The organism is Indolivaga alginatilytica, assembly GCF_003201355.1.
GTDB lineage: Bacteria > Bacteroidota > Bacteroidia > Bacteroidales > Dysgonomonadaceae > Dysgonomonas_A > Dysgonomonas_A alginatilytica.
On sequence record NZ_QICL01000054.1, the window covers coordinates 1 to 15,718 of the forward strand.

Consider the following 15,718-nt stretch of genomic DNA (forward strand, 5'->3'; position numbering starts at 1 on the left):
TTAGTATCAATAATTGAGTCTACTAAATTATTGTACTTTATTTTAACTTGTTTAATTGAATCTTGTGTAGCTTGTTCCTTCGCTTCTTCTATTAAGGGAAATACTGACCAACAAGCATGGCCCGGTATTTTTAGAGGTTTGTTCACTTTGGACTATGAGGGTACAGGAGCGAATAAAATTTTAAAAATCTCTGAAAAAACAAGAGACTCGCAACAAAATTACAGTGTTCATCTTTTCCAATTTTTCAATTCTTCCGGTTTAAAGGAATATGATTTTCAAATAGATATACCGGAAGATTATGTATTATATAGTAATAAAGATTTACTAGGTGGTGCATTACGGGTATATTCTACTATATCCCGAACATACTTGACGGGAGACTTCATCGGTGAAGGTTTTGAGAATTTGATGTATATTACACATCATACGGATTTCAATGATAAAAAACGTCCTAGTACTGCTGTTTATGTTGATTTTAAACAAAAGGAAGTCCAGTACAACAAAGTATGTTTTGATGTCGACCCCGAGGATATTCTTTGTACTATAGACTTTGACGGAGATGGTAAAAGTGAAATTTTCCATATGAATAAAAAAGGAATGTATGTCTATAGTTTCGATCTGAAATCCGGATTCAAGAAAATTGTCGATAATCCTACAACATTTTTGTTTCCCAATAAAGATAGTAAAAATAAGAAAGTTCCTATGTCGTATCTAGTAGGAGATATTAATGGCGATGGCAAAACCGATATACTTTTCACACCGATTTCTGCGGAATTATATGATTCGAAAGATGATGCAGATCGTAATTGGACTTACTATTTTTCAAACGGGAAAGACGAATTTTCAAGAGTTGTATATTATGGTCCGGATTCCAACTTTGAAAAATTAACGACCTTCTATCCTGATAATAAATACACTCTTCAGGATGTTGATGGTAATGGTTTACCCGATTTAGTTGTTTTGGATCAGGAAGGAACAGTTTCTGTCTTTAGAAATATTAAAGGGAAATTTATTAATGAACCTTTAATCGCCCCCGAAAAGGTTGAAAAACGAAGCAAGTTAGTTATATCTCGTGTACGTGAAGCCAATAAACTGTTCCCTATAATGGGGATAAAAGAGCGGAATTTATCCTTAATAAGCAACTCTGTTAACCAGCAGGAAAACCAACTGATGAGTTCTTCGCGAAGTAGCTATGGAGTGAATACGAAGTATTCTTACGGTGTTCTTACAAATAAAGAAGTGTGTACCATAGGAGATAAAGACTCTCTTTCTTTTCCTTATAATTATCTTGTAGAAGATATATTTGTTATAAAAGATACTGAAACATCATTGAACAACTTAATAACATCATCTACCACTTATCAGTATAAAAATCCGGTTATTCATCGTCATGGTCTTGGATTCAGAGGATTTGAACAAATAACGGCAAGGGACAATCTAAGAGAGAAGACCTCAATCCAAAATTTCGATCCGCTGATGTTCGGTGTATTAAAGAGTGTGCAAACTCCCACCATGTCGGTTAAAAATGAGTATGACACCCTCTTTTTAGGAAATAGAAGGGTTCAGGTCTTGCTCGAAAAAGAAGTTCAGAATGATATACTGAACGGAACTACCAAAACATCTGTTTTTGAGTATGACGCATACGGGAATATGACAGGACAGTCGGTAGATTATGGAGAAAAGATAAAAAGTGTTAGGAGTAATACTCTGGAAAACATAAATACTGATAATTTATATTTATTGGCGCTTGTTAAAGAAGAAAAGCAAACCGAGACGAGAGATGGAGTATCATCTGTAACTAGGTCAAATATCGAATATAACAGCTTATACCTTCCGGATAATAAAAAGAGCTATTATAATGATAACCTTGTATCCGAAGAAAAGTATAAATACGATTCCTTCAATAACCTCGTGCAGATACAGTCAAGAAATTACACCTCTGAAAATTGGCTGACAAGATTCTTTGAACATGACTTCTTGGGTAGAGTTATTAAAGAAACTAATTCGCTGGGCCTGTTTACCGAGTTTGTTTATGATAACAAAAATCTGTTGCAATCTGCCAAAAATCACAAAGGGCATATAACTGCTTATAAGTATGATGCATGGGGAAGAAACATATCGACCACTTATCCGGATGGAACAATGGAATCTACAAGTCTGGCTTGGACAGATTCTCCGGCAAATGCTTTAATTGTTTCTACAACAACAGCCACAGGGCAGCCCGATGTTCAAACCTATTACGATGCATTGGGAAGGGAAGTAAGAAAAGGGCAAAAGCGTTTTGACGGAGTTTATCTGTATACCGATAATATATACGATAATCTTGGGCGTATTAAGAAAAGCTCCTTGCCTTTCAGAGGGTCTAGCCCTACTCACTGGAATACGTATGAATATGATTCTTATGACAGAATTAAAGTTTTGAATTACGCTTCAGACAAGAAAGACATTTATACGTATGGAAAATTGCAGACCAGATCGGACATTGACGGAGTAGCTTCTATCAAAACTTATGATGTTAGCGGACAGGTTATAAGCGTAGAAGATGCGGCGGGAACCATAATCTACAAATATCGTCCCGACGGACAGACAAGTTCGATTGTAGCTCCCGGAAATATTGAAACCTCTTTTGAATACGATAAATACGGACGACAAACTGCCATAAATGACCCGAGTGCGGGAACTAAGAGATTTGAATTTGATGCAGCAGGCAATATTTATAAGGAGACCGATGCCAGAGGTAAAGTCACTAAAATGGCTTATGATGATTATAATCGATTGACGGGGAAAGAAATTGTGGGAGAACTGACCACTACTTATAGTTTCAATCCGGATGGTTTATTAACAGGCGAATCAAGTTCCAATGATACATCCATTACCTACACTTATGACGATCTGTTTAAATTAAAGACCGAGAAAGAAGCTATAGTCGATGGAAAATGGTTACAAAAAACATATACCTATGGAGCAGGTAATCTGTTATCTACAGACTATACTTCACAATCGGGAGATATCGTTACAGAAAATTATATATATACAAACGGGCACAATACAGAAATTAAACTCGACAATGCTACCTCTGTCTGGAAGCTGACAGGAGAAAATAATATGGGTATGCCTGCCTCCTCCTCGACAGGAGTATTGTCCCGTACTTATGGTTATAATAGTTTCGGCTTACCCACATTGAGAGTTATAAAAAATGGAACAACGGCAATTCAGGATTTCAGCTATAACATTGATCCCCAAACAGGTAATTTGACTTGGAGAAAAGATAATACTCGAAATCTACGTGAAGGATTTACTTATGATAGGCTGAACCGCTTGACCGGCTTTGGAGATAAAAAAATGAGTTATGACATGAAAGGAAATATTACTTATTTCCCGAATGTAGGTCAATTCAAATACAGTTCGCCCAAGCCTTATGCTCTTACTACAATTGCAAGTTGTCAAGTAGAGGATCTTGATGGATTGCAAAATTACCGCAGGGGGCAAACAGTTACTTACACCAATATGATGCGTCCTCTGTCCATTAGTGAAAATAACAGGGTAACCACTTTCACTTACAATGGAAATGGAGATAGGGTAAAAATGCTAACCCAACGGGGTGACACAACTGAACTTGAACGTTATTATATTGGAGGGCAGTATGAAATAGACAAAACTATTGCGGGAACCAGCGAAAGATTGTACCTTGGCGGAGACGCATACTCGGCAGCGGCTGTGTACGTCAAGCAAGGTTCAGGTGCATGGCAGATTCTGTATATTGGACGTGATTATCTGGGTAGTATTACGCATGTGATAGATGCGACAGGAACTTTAAAACAAGAATTAAGCTACAATCCTTGGGGTCGTCTCAGAAATCCGATAACACATGAATTGTTCGCTGTTGGTAATGAAATCGCACCAATTTTAGGTAACAGAGGTTATACCGGACATGAGCATCTGGCAAACTACGGACTCATCAATATGAATGCCCGATTGTATGATCCGGTGGTGGGTAGGTTCTTATCTCCCGATCCGTATGTACAAGCACCGGATTTTAGTCAGAACTTTAATAGATACTCGTATTGTTGGAATAATCCGTTAAGATACAATGACCTCACTGGAGAATATGTTATAGTTGATGACCTTATTGCTGCTGCAATAGGTGGTACAGTTAATCTAATTGGTAATGCCATTGCTGGAAATGTGAACTCTTGGGGGCAAGGATTTTCATACTTTGGGGTTGGTGCAGTTGCCGGATGGACTACTATATATGCCGGACCTGTAGTAGGGGGAATGATTGTTGCGGGAGGAAATTCTGTTGTCCAACAAAGTTTCGAGTACGGATTTGGAAATATCTCTTGGGAGCAAGTAGGTAACAGCACAATGATGGGAGGGATTACCGGAGCTATATCAGCCGGTGTTGGTGGCTTGGTTCAAGCTCCTTTAAACTCAGCATTTAGTGGTATTGCATCTCCTGTGTTAAGGCAAAGTCTAATACAAAGCTCTGTTGGGACAGCCAGTGGTTTTGTTACCAACACAACGATGGCTAAGATAAATGGATCTAATTGGGGCGAAGCTCTATCCGCTGGTCGTGACGGTGCTATTTGGGGGGCAACTTTTGGATTTGCAGGTGGTGCGGTTACAGGACTTAGATATGCTCGTAAAGAAGGGCTGAGTCCTTGGACTGGAAGGGATAAACTTACGATTGATAAAGTTTTTGATAACCCTAAAATATTAAAAGGTGTATCTAAAGAAGCAGTACAAAGACAGCTTGGGAATACTGAAGGCTGGGAAGAAGGAACATTAAGAGCTGGAAGAAGTGAAGGTCAAGGATGGACTCTAAGAGAGCTAAATAGTCAGAAAACTGATTATACTGATAGGTACATCCAATATTCACCAGGATCTAGTAGACATTATAATGGTGATCCTTATTTTAAAGTGTCTTCAGGCAAAACTGGAACAATTAGATTTCCTGCATCAAAATAGACAATATGGAAAATTTAAATTTTTATTATGAAAATTTGGCTAATAGTTTGAAATTATTAGCCATAATTGATCGAGATAACTTAGATCGTATAGTGAAAGAATATCCAAAATTTTGTGACATACCTTTTGAAGTATGTGATTCTTACTTAAAGGTATTTTCGCTAACTCCATCCTTAATTGACAATGAGTATTTTGATTTAAAAACTATAGCAAACTTAATTCGTTTGTATATGCTTGTTGAGGTATTAATTGCAGATGCATCTTTAAATAAAGAGAGTGAAGAAGTTTTTTTTTCTAATCCAAAATGGATCAGAATTTCACAAATAGCAAAGAAAATTCTTCAACAAATAAATATTCCTTTAAATTATCCTGAATTTAAACATTTATGAAATTAAAAGATTTGATATAAAACAGTTGGGAGTGATAGGTAATATTTACATATAAATAGAAAATGGAAATGTAAAATAAAATAATTTCGGTCTTTAGATGTTCAGATTTAGAAAAAGAGTCGCTTGTAATCAGAAATTCTTTCATTGATAAAATTGATTTAGCCTTTACTGGATTTGAAACTTCAAGCCTAACTATTACAGGATGTGCAATAGGGGAACTTTTTTTACATTCAACATGGTTTTATCAGGGATTTATCTTGGAAAATTGTACTATTCAAAAAAGTCTTGACTACCAAATGGGAGGACATAATAAAAAGCCTGTTATTATTAAAAATAATGTTTTTGTCGATTTTGTGAATTTCGATGATTGCCAATTTGATGAATTACTTATAGTCGAAAATAATATTTTCTGTAAAGCAACAAATTTATTAATTGATTTTCATACTAATGAAAGTAACACTTTTGCTAAAACAAGTAGGATAAATAATAATATAGGAGATTTAGGTTATAATAAACAGTATTACAATGCAATAGAAGGAGGAGATGTGAAATGGAAATAGAAGATGAAAGATAGAATAGACAATTTAGTATTATTACTTCAAGATGGAAAACCATATCAGGTTGGAGATCTTAATTTTGGAATGATAAGTAAAAATATCTTATATGTTACTGGTTACACTAATTATTCAGACCTAAATAACTTATCTAAAAGCAAGGCTTTAGAAGAATTAAGTTGTATTAAAAATACATTTAATGATATGGTTAATTATTCGGAAAAATTACGAACTTTTATACAAGGGAAAAAAATTAAATTCAATCTAGCTTACAACTATGGCAAAGGAGGATTTGGGATTTGCACTGAAAAAGATGGAAAAATAGAATGGATTATACGGATCTGAGGTTATAACAAAGATTTATGTGAGTAAACGGCATTTTTAAGGATATGGGGCAATTCTAATGAATTCGGATTATAATGAATAGAATCCCGAGCCGCCTTAGAATTAAATTGCCAATCAGCCTAAATTTCTTTCTTACAGCTGAAACTAGGGGATAGAAAGACTAATTTTTCTGGAACAAATTAAAAAAATAAGCAAGACCCCAAGTTGCAGAAGCTTCATGTTTCATATGTAATTTTATAGTATTATTTATCTAGCCTTAGACAAAATCTAAGGCTAGATTGTTTATTTTAGATACAATATCTACAACTGTGATCGTACCTTCTTTAAGACCGTTAGTTGATAATCAAACAATCATAAGAATACCTTCTCCTTTCTTACCAAATTTCCTATGAAACCGTCCGTAGAGTTGATATTCTCCCAAAAGCCAGAAACTCCGTAATGCTGCACGTATTTTGGTTGGCAATACCTCTTTGTATTTTTCAGAAAGATAACCATATATCTCTTTTAAAAATTTTGCAGCTAATTCTTCTGAATAAATATCTTCAGTTCCCGAATCTTTTACAAATTTCATGAGTTGGCTGAACTTTTGCTTATACTGGTTTATTGATAACGAAGAATACTGTAATCGATACAGTTCATTTAATGCTCCCTCTACTAATTCCGGTAAAGTCTTTTTTGTTTCCATACATCTTTAATTTAAGGGTTTAAGAATAATAATTCCCTTAAATGTAAAAAATATTATGGAAACAAATTATAAGCTATAATATTAATAATCAACCAGTATAAGTATATTCTTTACATAATAAATTACTTCTCATAATCCTTCTTATGGAAAGCTTTCCATATGTCTTGTCCAAAAATAAGTGGTTCTTCGTCATATTTGATGAAAGATTTAACCTGAAGCAGAAAGAATAACTTTACGTTTAAGTAATTCCAAACCAGCTCTTCCATACATTTGCCGTTTTATATTTTTAAGTCGATTAATGTTCCCTTCGACAACTCCACTACTGGAGGCATATAGAACGGCATTTAAAACCGCCTTATAATCTTTATGGATACCCGATACAAATCGTTTCAATCTAGTCAAGTTTAAAGCATGAACCTTCTTAAGCCATTCGTCCAATTGTTTTTTAGTACCACTTCGGAGTATTTTGGAGAAGGAAGAACATAATTTATTTAAAGGAAGGAACCAATCTATCCTTTTGCATAATATCTGCATTTGCAGTTTCTCCACTTTGTTATGTATTTTTGTTATGTTTTCTGAAAACATGTACTTCGATATTGAACTCATTGACATTGTTTTACAAAAAGGATTAGGGTTTAGCAAGTTTTTGTCGCCAAAATTTAAGTAAAAATTAGACCTTGCTCCTTTATACCCTTCTTCTACAATAAGTCGATAAATTCTATTCAAACATGTACCTTTTGATAACTCCCTTTGAATAGTAGACAAGTAACTGTCAAACAGACTTGTTCGCCTGATGTCTATAGGATATGTATTCATCTGTGCATATTTCCAAATGGTATATCTACTTAAGCCAAGGTATTTTCCTACTCGTCCCTGATCATATCCTTGTGATAATTGTAACTTTGCTTGCTCAAAGCGATCATTATTTCTCTGGTACTTTCCATTAGTTTTATAAACAGCATGATTTTCTGCTATAATACTATTTATTAATCGACTGTGGCTATGTATTATTGCATCAATATGTTCCGATAAGTTTTTAACCAGATGAAATCTATCTGCTATTTGGTTTATTTGCGAATTTATCTTGTCTATAACGGATGAATATGAAGTGGCTCTATCTCTGTTTACAGTCAGGATATTATTTTGCCCTTTTAACCAATGATGTAAATTAACACCGTCACGTCCATATAGTAAATCGATAATTTTTCCTGTGGTCATATCCACAAGAGCTGTACCATAAGTACATCCCTTTCGTAGCGCCCAATCATCAACACCAAGGTGTATAACCTGATTTATAGGGGGCAAAATGAGCGAGTGCACAAGACGTAAGCAAGAAGATGAACTCAAACCAAGACCTATGTTGCGACTGATAATGGATCCTTTATGTGCAGATACCTCAATTAATGTTTTTGATAATACGTTCAAAGCTCGTTTACTTAACCGTTTGTATGGCATCAAATCTGAAGATTGCTCACAGAATATCATCCTTGTACAATATTTGTTTTTGCAAAAGAAACGTCTGGTTTTTAGATGAATGTGAGTCTCTTTACCACAGATAGATAAATCTCTTACTTCTCTAATGTAAAAGCTATGCACTTTATTGCTACGGTTATTACAGATCGGACAAACTGCGGTCTTTTTTGGTATCTGTGCTTGGATTATTACTTTATCACCAAGAATAATAAGTTGATTATAATGTAATGTCGGTAATTCTATTAAATATCGAAGTTGCATAAGTTAAATAATTAACTTATTTTAGGACGAGACACACATAGGATAAACGCCAACTAACGCCAAGTAACGCCAACTAGCGCCACGAGTTTAAGAAGTATTGATACAACTGAATATTCTTATTTTATTTGTATAAACGAATAAAAACAAGCTAAAAAAAGAACCAAATATAAATTAAAAAAGTACAGCTATGGGTATACGAATTATTGACGAAAGAGCATTCGAAAAAGTAAAACAACTGGTAAAGGATGTGCGTGAGAAGAGCAGGCAACTGATACCTGTATCATCCAAAAGTGAGTGGCTGGATAATCAGCAGGTATGTATGTTGTTGGATATATCGCCCAGAACATTGCAATCGCATCGGGACAGAGGCATACTAGCATACTCGCAAACAGGTCATAAATGTTACTACAAAAAGTCCGATGTAGAAAAACTAATGCAAAAATCCAGAGTAGACGCAAAACCAATTAAAAAATAATACGATTATGGATAATGAAGATGTATTGAGAGATAATTCTCCCGAAATCAAAGAAATACTGACATTGGCAGATGAAATTTCCGAGAATATGGAGCAGAGTATCAAAATCAATAAGCCGAGTTTGAATGGCGAACGTTACCTGAACAATAAACAGGTTTGCGATATACTGCATATCAGCCCCCGCAGTCTCCAGGATTACAGGGATAAGGGGCGGATTGCATTCTACAAGTTGGAAGGGAAGATATTGTTTTCAGAATCGGATGTGTATAAGATGTTGGAGGATAATTATAATAAATCCTGGGAACAGTAAACTAAAGCCTACCTCTACAACCCCAATGAATATTATTTATCTTTTTACATCTGATAAACACCCTTTCTATGAAGAGAATAAATAAGGCAAGGTTTTTCTCTGGAAATACTGTTCGTCAGAACGCAGATTTCCGATAAAACCCTCAAGGGCTTTGACCTTGCCGTTTTATTGGCTTCCTATTTCTTTGTATTCAGATGAAAAAAGAAAAACAGCTAAAACAAAAATCCCCTTGAAAAATCAAGAGGACTAATATATTATACGGTAACTAAGATAATGTTATTTCTTCAGTTGATTTTTCAATTGTTCATTTTCAACTTCTAGTTTTACGATCCGCTCATATAATTCTGACACTTTTTCCAACGGATTAATAACTGATGTTTTACTAACATTGTAATCCCCTTGTATCTCGAAAATATATGTTTTCGCCTCATTCTTTAGATTGCGGTATTGCAAAGCATTTGCATCGATACCAAATATCTTGGCAATTTGTTTTAGCTTATCCTCACTGATAACTTCCTGGTTTTCTAATTTAGAAACATCGCTTTGATGTATATTCATTTGAGTTGCAAAATATTCTTGCGACCAGCCCAACATCACATCACGAAAAAATCTTACATTCTCTCCATGATGTATTTGATTCCCAGTTTCATTGTTAGTATTTGTCATAATTTAGTTTCTAAAACATTTATTCGTTAATCTTTGTTCCGCCTAAATTACTATAAATTATTCAAATCACACTATTGTTTATGGGAACATTCTTCATTTTAAGGTTGATTTTATTGATTTCCAACCGATAAAAATTCCTATTGTTTATAGAAGGAAAAAGTTCTGATCTTTAAAACAGTCAAGTAACTTTGTCATGTTGATATTCGCTATCAATCAGATGGTTTGCAAAGGTATACCATCCTTATTATTCAGAATAATACAAAGAGCGTTTAGCTGTTTCGGTGTAACTTAAAAGTCCAAAGTAAGTCAACTGCAACAATCAAGATCAGTTTAAGCGTCACTCCACCCACAAGTGGAGGACGTTTTCTATTTTGTTTGCATGGGCTTGGACTCCCAAAGTTACGGATATGTTAATGTTCCTCCGCTTTTTTATTTGCTGACAATGTCTGAAACGAGGGAGACAGGCTACAAAAAAACACCTATGTCTAAAAAGAACGAAAAACACGATATGGCGAACGAAACGGCAGACTATTTCCGTGCTGTACCTCTTCCATTTACCATATCAGAATGTGTCGGATTGTCCCTTGATGAATTATTAATGCTTTATGTAAAACATCATGTTGTAAAACCCGAAAAAAAGAAAACCAGAGATGTGACTATAGAAATGCGTTTATCGGAAGCTACACTTGTATGTCGTATTCAGAATGATATTTGTACAGAAGCCTATTTACAGACCGATGATATAGAAGATACAAGTAATTAATATCTAATACTATTAAAAACACCTTATTATTTACCGAGCCTAGGGGCTGCTGCGAATGTAGCCTATAGTTAAACAATTTATTCAATCAATTTACTCTAAGCCAAAATCTTGCCTGTTCTATAAGAAGGAGAGCGAAAGTTAAACAACTGACAGGTAAGGTTTATAAGGGTGTCCTTCACACTACGGGGACACCCTTTGTTTATGTACTTGCTGCTCTTGACAGTTTTATATAAAGCCCTTTGCTCAGACAAGACAGTCTTATTTCAATAACTTGCGGTTCTCCACCTCCTGTAATATCCTCATCTGTTGAATAGCAATCTGATTCAGTTTCAACAATCTGTCTTTTTGAATCATACCCTCATTGATAAAAACAGCATTGATATTCTCCATATTGGAGAGGCATATCAGTTCGTTGATAGTTGCGTAGTCCCGGATATTGCCTTTCAAATCGGGGTTTGCATCCCGCCACTGTCTGGCAGTTACCCCGAACAATGCTACATTCAGTACGTCAGCTTCATTGGCATATACGATGGATATTTGTTGCGGTGTCAGTTCATCGGGTATAAGGTTGTGTTTTACGGCATCGGTATGGATATGGTAATTTATCTTTGATAGTTCCCTCTTCGCCGACCAGCCGAGTTGATCTTGTTCCTGCTCTTTGAGACGTTGGAATTCTTTGACAATATACAGCTCAAATTCAACCGAAATCCAACTTGCAAATTTGAAAGCTATATCTTTATGAGCGAATGTTCCGCCATATCTTCCTGATTTCGTGACAATACCAATTGCATTCGTTGCATCTATCCATTTTGAAGGGGATAATGTAAATGCGTTTAAGCCCGCTTCTTTTTTAAACCTATCGAATTCGATAGGTTTAAAATCGGGATTGTAAAGACTTTCCCAAATACCGAGGTATTCGATTGTATTGCGATTGCGCATCCAGTTTGCCACTACGATAAATGGTTCTTCTGACTTGTATTTGGCAATATCAGTCAAAGAAATATAATCGTTATCCTTTATTCGAACAACTGTTACGTCTGTTTCCTGCACCCTTATTTTAGCCATATGTATTTCTGTTTTTAATTGTGGCGAATTCGCCATAATTAGATTCTGTAAATTTAATTGAAAATAGTGTTATTCTTTTATTTTCATCGAATTCAATGGAAATAAATCCATCTAACTTTCAGTTCAGCATTGCGTTTTGTGTCATAAGAGTAAGCACAGTATATGTGCTGTTTTGAGTTGCTCTTTGAATCAGCCAATCCCTGAATATCTCTGCATTTTCCGATTTCACTCTAAAAGCAACGGCAATAATCATCTCCAATCCGTAATAATCAGGGTAGACTTTCAAACCCTCGACTGTGCCACTCTTCGAGTAGTCGCCACCAGCAACACCCGATATTTCAATGCTTCGGATAGCATTCTTTGCCGTTTGATAGAATACACCCAACAGGTTGGCAATCTCATTAATATTCATGCTGACCTCTTGCGGAACGCTAACCATTCCGCTATCACTAATCGTAATTATATTTCTTTTCATAGTTGTTTTGGATTATTGGGGTTAAATTGCTTTATTCTTCATTGTTTTGCGTCGCTCAATAAGTCTGTCCATATCTTCTGATATTTTATCGTCCGTTACTTTGGCATAGACCTGCGTTGTGGAAATATTGGTATGCCCCATCATTTTACTGATACTTTCAATGGGAATACCTGCTGATAACAAAAGCGTTCCGAAAGTATGCCGGCTTTGATGGTAGCTCAGATTGCCCTTGACACCTGCTAGAAAGCCTATCTCATTAATGCAATACCAGATCCGATCACGATTAGGTAGTGGAAAAATGGGCTTTGTATCATCAATCGTATTGTAGAGTGACAAAATTTGTTCGGTAATCGGATGTAGAGGGATAAAGGCTTCAATATCTGTCTTTTTCCGATGGATTTTTATATAACGCTGTCCATCGGCTGTCCGTCTAATGTGACGAGGATATAATCCTTTTACATCAACATAAGCTAGAGAAGTAAATGCGGAAAAGATAAAGGCTCTGCGTGTCAGCTCTTGCAGTTTGTCGGGCATGGGTCTCTCCATAATCAGTTTCAATTCGTTTCTGCTTATGTGTTGTAACTTAGGCGGTGCTTTCTTTTCGTATGCAACATCGGCAATCGGGTTAAATCGGAGCAGTTCTCGATCAACTGCAATGTAAATAAGTCGGTTCAACCAAGTCATACAATGGTTAATATGTCCGGAACTATAATCCTTACTTTTTAAATAAAGTTTGTAGCCTTCGCCAAACTCTTCGGTTATAGCGGTAAAGGCAATGTCTTTCATCTTCAGCGTGAGCAGATACCCACGTAAATTACTTTGAGATACCTTTGATTGCCGATAGGTGGAGGTTGAATTAATCTCTAACGAACGTATTCTTAGTCGCTCACGTTCTGCTTCACCTGCTTCCAACAATAGCATCGGAACGGAGTTTACTTCGGTAATCGTATTTTTGAGCAGTTCCGCACTGATAACGCCTTGTTCTTTGAGGATCTTTTCGTAGGTTTGTTCAATCCGTTGGCGAAATGAGATGAGTTTTTTATTGGCTCTCTCTTCCTTAATTTCTCCTTTGTTACTGTTCCAATCGTCAGGATTGCAATAGATGCTTGTCGTTAGGACTGTTTGTTTTCCGTCGATAGAGATACGACATAAAACGGCTGTTGTGCCGTCCGCTTTTACTTTATTTCGGTTGATGTAGAATAATATCTTGAATGTACTTCGCATAATTGTATTGTTTAATCGGGTTAGTATTACAGAACTAATTTTAAATCTTTGGTCACTTCAATATACTTGTCCATATCTTCAAAGAGCTTCTTCGGGGTAACACGAGCATATATCTGCGTGGTTTTTATATCTGCGTGACCGAGCATCTTGGAAACGGTTTCAATGGGAACTCCCCCTTCGAGGGTAATCAAACTCGAAAATGAGTGCCGTCCCATGTGATAGGTTAGCACAGGAATACCGAGGATTTGGCGTATACTTTGCAGATTCCACTTTAGGGTATTGTATTCCATTTTGGGAAATAATGTCTCCCTTGACTTGTTCCTGTACTTCTCGATTAAGTCAATGGCTTCGGGCAACAACTTTACTCTACAAAGTTTGCCGTTCTTTCCTCGCTGATATTTGAGCCATAAATTGCCTGCATCGTCTTTAGACAGATTCTCGTTTGTTATGGCTACCACATCGACGTAGGCAGTCCCGGTATAACAGGCAAACAGAAACATATCACGGGTGGTGATGTGAGACGATCGATGTTCTTCAATCTCCAAATCCCGTATCTTTTCAAAGTATTCACGGCTAAGGGTTCTTGGGGGATTCTCTTTCTGTTTTAGCAGGGGATAGTTGGCAAAGTAGTGTCTATCGGAATGTCCCTCCTTAAAGGCTATTCGACATATCTTTTTCAATATCGCCAAATAGTGTCTGACTGTCTCTACACCCAATCTCTGATCAAGCACAAGAAAATCCTGAAATTCACGGATAAACAGCTCGTTAAGCTGGCTGAATGCAAGGTCGGATGTGTTGGATTTTTTTTTGATAAACAGGACTAATCTTTTTCGGGTGTAGAGGTAGTTGGGAAGGGTGCGGTAAGATACGTCGATGCCTATACGTGCTTTTATTTCTTCGATATGGCGGTCGAATAGTTTGAGCAAAGTCATTTGGGTATCTACACTTCCCTGAAACAAATCCTTGACAGCCAAAGCATCAAATGACTGCTTGCATTCAATAAGTACATCGTATGCACCATTAACAGCAAGCAGTAGCTTGTCCAACTTAGTGTTGGTCGTTACTGCCTCCCGGCTCTTGCCGTTCAAACGGCTTTCTCGGGAATTCCACAGCGAGGTAGAGCAAGAGAGTTTGCAACTGAACTGTGCCATAGACTGACCAAGGGTAATGCGTCCCATAATTGGAGCCTTGCCTGATTTGTCCAAACTACTCTTTTTCAGGTAGAGCAATACCTTGAATTTTTCTTTTTTCATTTCACTTATATTTTTGTGGCTTATTGCAGTCGCAAATACGACTGCAAAGTTACCTGTTATATAAGTGCTCTTTGATATGCAAAACTTTGTGAATCAGTGAATAAAAAGCATGTTCTAAGTTCTTTATACTGCTTTTGGTTACCTATCGGTATCCGGTAACTTGTCGGTTAACGGTTTGGTAACGGAAATACTGCATAATTTCACCTTGTTTTGATTTTTCAAAAACTGATATTTAATGCAAATAAACTCATTTTAAATATATTACCTGTTTGTCTTCTGCATTCTGTTTTTGATTGCTTGGGAGAAATTATCCATGTCGCCAGGCATACGTTCGCGACTCTGGCTTTGAGTAATGGTGTTTCGCTGGAGTCGGTGAGCAAGATGATGGGGCATACATCGATCCGAACGACGCAGGTGTATGCTCATGCTCAGATTACAAATCTGAAGGTAAAGGAGGAGATGGAGCTGATGGCAGGTCGATTGAAAGGTAATAAATAGTATTATTATTGAATAACAAATTGAAAAGATAATAGTATAAATAATACTATATGTTTAGATGCTCAATATTTTATATTATAGTATTGGTTATAGTATGATTTAGTATTGGGATATTTTTATATATTTGATACTATTACTAATAATGCGAATCAGTAGTTGAACTTTTCCGCTGATTTGTTTAGTTAAAATGTTTATAATCAATAAAATAAGCGATTGACCATTTGCTCAATCTCTTGAAAATCATTAACTTAAAAGAATAATCCCCATTATTTTTCAGTTATGATTCCCAAGAAGAAAGAGCTTAAACTGATAAA

The 15,718-nt window shown here is 36.1% G+C and carries 14 protein-coding genes and 1 pseudogene; 8 read left to right on the top strand and 7 right to left on the bottom strand.

Annotation, left to right across the window (positions count from 1 at the left end; translation table 11 throughout):
• The first annotated feature begins 30 nt into the window (after positions 1 to 30).
• The 4 genes from CLV62_RS21005 (at position 31) to CLV62_RS21020 (ending at position 6,256) form a co-directional block, all read left to right on the top strand.
• Entirely contained in the window at positions 31 to 4,968 is a 4,938-nt protein-coding gene (locus tag CLV62_RS21005) for an RHS repeat-associated core domain-containing protein (RefSeq protein WP_146212817.1), read from the top strand.
• Positions 4,969 to 4,973: 5 nt separating this feature from the next.
• Positions 4,974 to 5,357 (top strand): hypothetical protein, encoded by a 384-nt coding sequence (locus CLV62_RS21010; RefSeq protein WP_110312735.1) that lies wholly within the window; start codon positions 4,974 to 4,976, stop codon positions 5,355 to 5,357.
• 296 nt (positions 5,358 to 5,653) lie between these two features.
• A complete protein-coding gene (locus CLV62_RS21015) occupies positions 5,654 to 5,917 on the top strand; it encodes a hypothetical protein (protein ID WP_110312736.1) in 264 nt (87 codons plus the stop codon).
• A 3-nt stretch (positions 5,918 to 5,920) separates the two neighbouring features.
• Entirely contained in the window at positions 5,921 to 6,256 is a 336-nt protein-coding gene (locus CLV62_RS21020; protein WP_110312737.1) for a hypothetical protein, read from the top strand.
• A gap of 343 nt (positions 6,257 to 6,599) precedes the next feature.
• Here the strand turns inward: CLV62_RS21020 and CLV62_RS21025 are convergent, their stop codons facing one another.
• Together CLV62_RS21025 and CLV62_RS21030 are read right to left on the bottom strand one after the other, a co-directional pair.
• On the bottom strand, positions 6,600 to 6,941 hold the full coding sequence (locus CLV62_RS21025; RefSeq protein WP_110312738.1) for a hypothetical protein: 342 nt from the start codon (positions 6,939 to 6,941) through the stop codon (positions 6,600 to 6,602).
• 207 nt (positions 6,942 to 7,148) lie between these two features.
• Complete coding sequence (locus CLV62_RS21030) at positions 7,149 to 8,675, bottom strand: ISL3 family transposase (RefSeq protein ID WP_110312739.1); 1,527 nt, start codon at positions 8,673 to 8,675, stop codon at positions 7,149 to 7,151.
• Between the two features lie 187 nt (positions 8,676 to 8,862).
• On the opposite strand from CLV62_RS21030, the gene CLV62_RS21035 reads away from it, so the two are divergent.
• Both CLV62_RS21035 and CLV62_RS21040 read left to right on the top strand, forming a co-directional pair.
• Complete coding sequence (locus CLV62_RS21035) at positions 8,863 to 9,150, top strand: helix-turn-helix domain-containing protein (protein WP_110312740.1); 288 nt, start codon at positions 8,863 to 8,865, stop codon at positions 9,148 to 9,150.
• A 7-nt stretch (positions 9,151 to 9,157) separates the two neighbouring features.
• A complete protein-coding gene (locus CLV62_RS21040) occupies positions 9,158 to 9,460 on the top strand; it encodes a helix-turn-helix domain-containing protein (RefSeq protein ID WP_110312741.1) in 303 nt (100 codons plus the stop codon).
• Positions 9,461 to 9,736: 276 nt separating this feature from the next.
• Here CLV62_RS21040 and CLV62_RS21045 read toward each other — a convergent pair whose 3' ends face one another.
• Positions 9,737 to 10,126: a helix-turn-helix domain-containing protein gene (locus CLV62_RS21045; RefSeq protein ID WP_110312742.1), complete on the bottom strand. Its 390-nt coding sequence runs from the start codon at positions 10,124 to 10,126 to the stop codon at positions 9,737 to 9,739.
• A gap of 481 nt (positions 10,127 to 10,607) precedes the next feature.
• Between CLV62_RS21045 and CLV62_RS21050 the strand changes: the two genes are divergently transcribed.
• Positions 10,608 to 10,889 carry a hypothetical protein gene (locus tag CLV62_RS21050; RefSeq protein ID WP_146212818.1) on the top strand — a complete coding sequence of 94 codons (282 nt, stop codon included), beginning with the start codon at positions 10,608 to 10,610 and terminating at the stop codon, positions 10,887 to 10,889.
• 258 nt (positions 10,890 to 11,147) lie between these two features.
• On the opposite strand, the gene CLV62_RS21055 is transcribed toward CLV62_RS21050, so the two are convergent.
• The 4 genes from CLV62_RS21055 to CLV62_RS21070 form a co-directional block, all read right to left on the bottom strand.
• On the bottom strand, positions 11,148 to 11,954 hold the full coding sequence (locus CLV62_RS21055) for a KilA-N domain-containing protein (RefSeq protein ID WP_110312747.1): 807 nt from the start codon (positions 11,952 to 11,954) through the stop codon (positions 11,148 to 11,150).
• Positions 11,955 to 12,072: 118 nt separating this feature from the next.
• Positions 12,073 to 12,429, bottom strand: coding sequence for a hypothetical protein (locus CLV62_RS21060; protein ID WP_110312744.1), 357 nt, complete (start codon positions 12,427 to 12,429; stop codon positions 12,073 to 12,075).
• Between the two features lie 21 nt (positions 12,430 to 12,450).
• Complete coding sequence (locus CLV62_RS21065; protein ID WP_110312745.1) at positions 12,451 to 13,653, bottom strand: site-specific integrase; 1,203 nt, start codon at positions 13,651 to 13,653, stop codon at positions 12,451 to 12,453.
• A 26-nt stretch (positions 13,654 to 13,679) separates the two neighbouring features.
• The gene (locus CLV62_RS21070) at positions 13,680 to 14,906 is read right to left on the bottom strand and encodes a site-specific integrase (protein ID WP_110312746.1); all 1,227 of its coding nucleotides are present in this window, start codon (positions 14,904 to 14,906) and stop codon (positions 13,680 to 13,682) included.
• 312 nt (positions 14,907 to 15,218) lie between these two features.
• Between CLV62_RS21070 and CLV62_RS21075 the strand changes: the two are divergent.
• Positions 15,219 to 15,404, top strand: a pseudogene (locus CLV62_RS21075) (tyrosine-type recombinase/integrase); the annotation flags it as partial.
• Positions 15,405 to 15,718 lie beyond the last annotated feature (314 nt).

Bases quoted from the DNA above. Each gene is read 5' to 3' on its own strand.
- CLV62_RS21045 (WP_110312742.1), bottom strand. From the start codon at position 10,126: ATGACAAATACTAACAATGAAACTGGGAATCAAATACATCATGGAGAG.
- CLV62_RS21060 (WP_110312744.1), bottom strand. From the start codon at position 12,429: ATGAAAAGAAATATAATTACGATTAGTGATAGCGGAATGGTTAGCGTT.
- CLV62_RS21035 (WP_110312740.1), top strand. From the start codon at position 8,863: ATGGGTATACGAATTATTGACGAAAGAGCATTCGAAAAAGTAAAACAA.
- CLV62_RS21015 (WP_110312736.1), top strand. From the start codon at position 5,654: ATGGGAGGACATAATAAAAAGCCTGTTATTATTAAAAATAATGTTTTT.
- CLV62_RS21030 (WP_110312739.1), bottom strand. From the start codon at position 8,675: ATGCAACTTCGATATTTAATAGAATTACCGACATTACATTATAATCAA.
- CLV62_RS21010 (WP_110312735.1), top strand. From the start codon at position 4,974: ATGGAAAATTTAAATTTTTATTATGAAAATTTGGCTAATAGTTTGAAA.
- CLV62_RS21055 (WP_110312747.1), bottom strand. From the start codon at position 11,954: ATGGCTAAAATAAGGGTGCAGGAAACAGACGTAACAGTTGTTCGAATA.
- CLV62_RS21020 (WP_110312737.1), top strand. From the start codon at position 5,921: ATGAAAGATAGAATAGACAATTTAGTATTATTACTTCAAGATGGAAAA.
- CLV62_RS21070 (WP_110312746.1), bottom strand. From the start codon at position 14,906: ATGAAAAAAGAAAAATTCAAGGTATTGCTCTACCTGAAAAAGAGTAGT.
- CLV62_RS21025 (WP_110312738.1), bottom strand. From the start codon at position 6,941: ATGGAAACAAAAAAGACTTTACCGGAATTAGTAGAGGGAGCATTAAAT.
- CLV62_RS21040 (WP_110312741.1), top strand. From the start codon at position 9,158: ATGGATAATGAAGATGTATTGAGAGATAATTCTCCCGAAATCAAAGAA.
- CLV62_RS21065 (WP_110312745.1), bottom strand. From the start codon at position 13,653: ATGCGAAGTACATTCAAGATATTATTCTACATCAACCGAAATAAAGTA.
- CLV62_RS21050 (WP_146212818.1), top strand. From the start codon at position 10,608: ATGTCTAAAAAGAACGAAAAACACGATATGGCGAACGAAACGGCAGAC.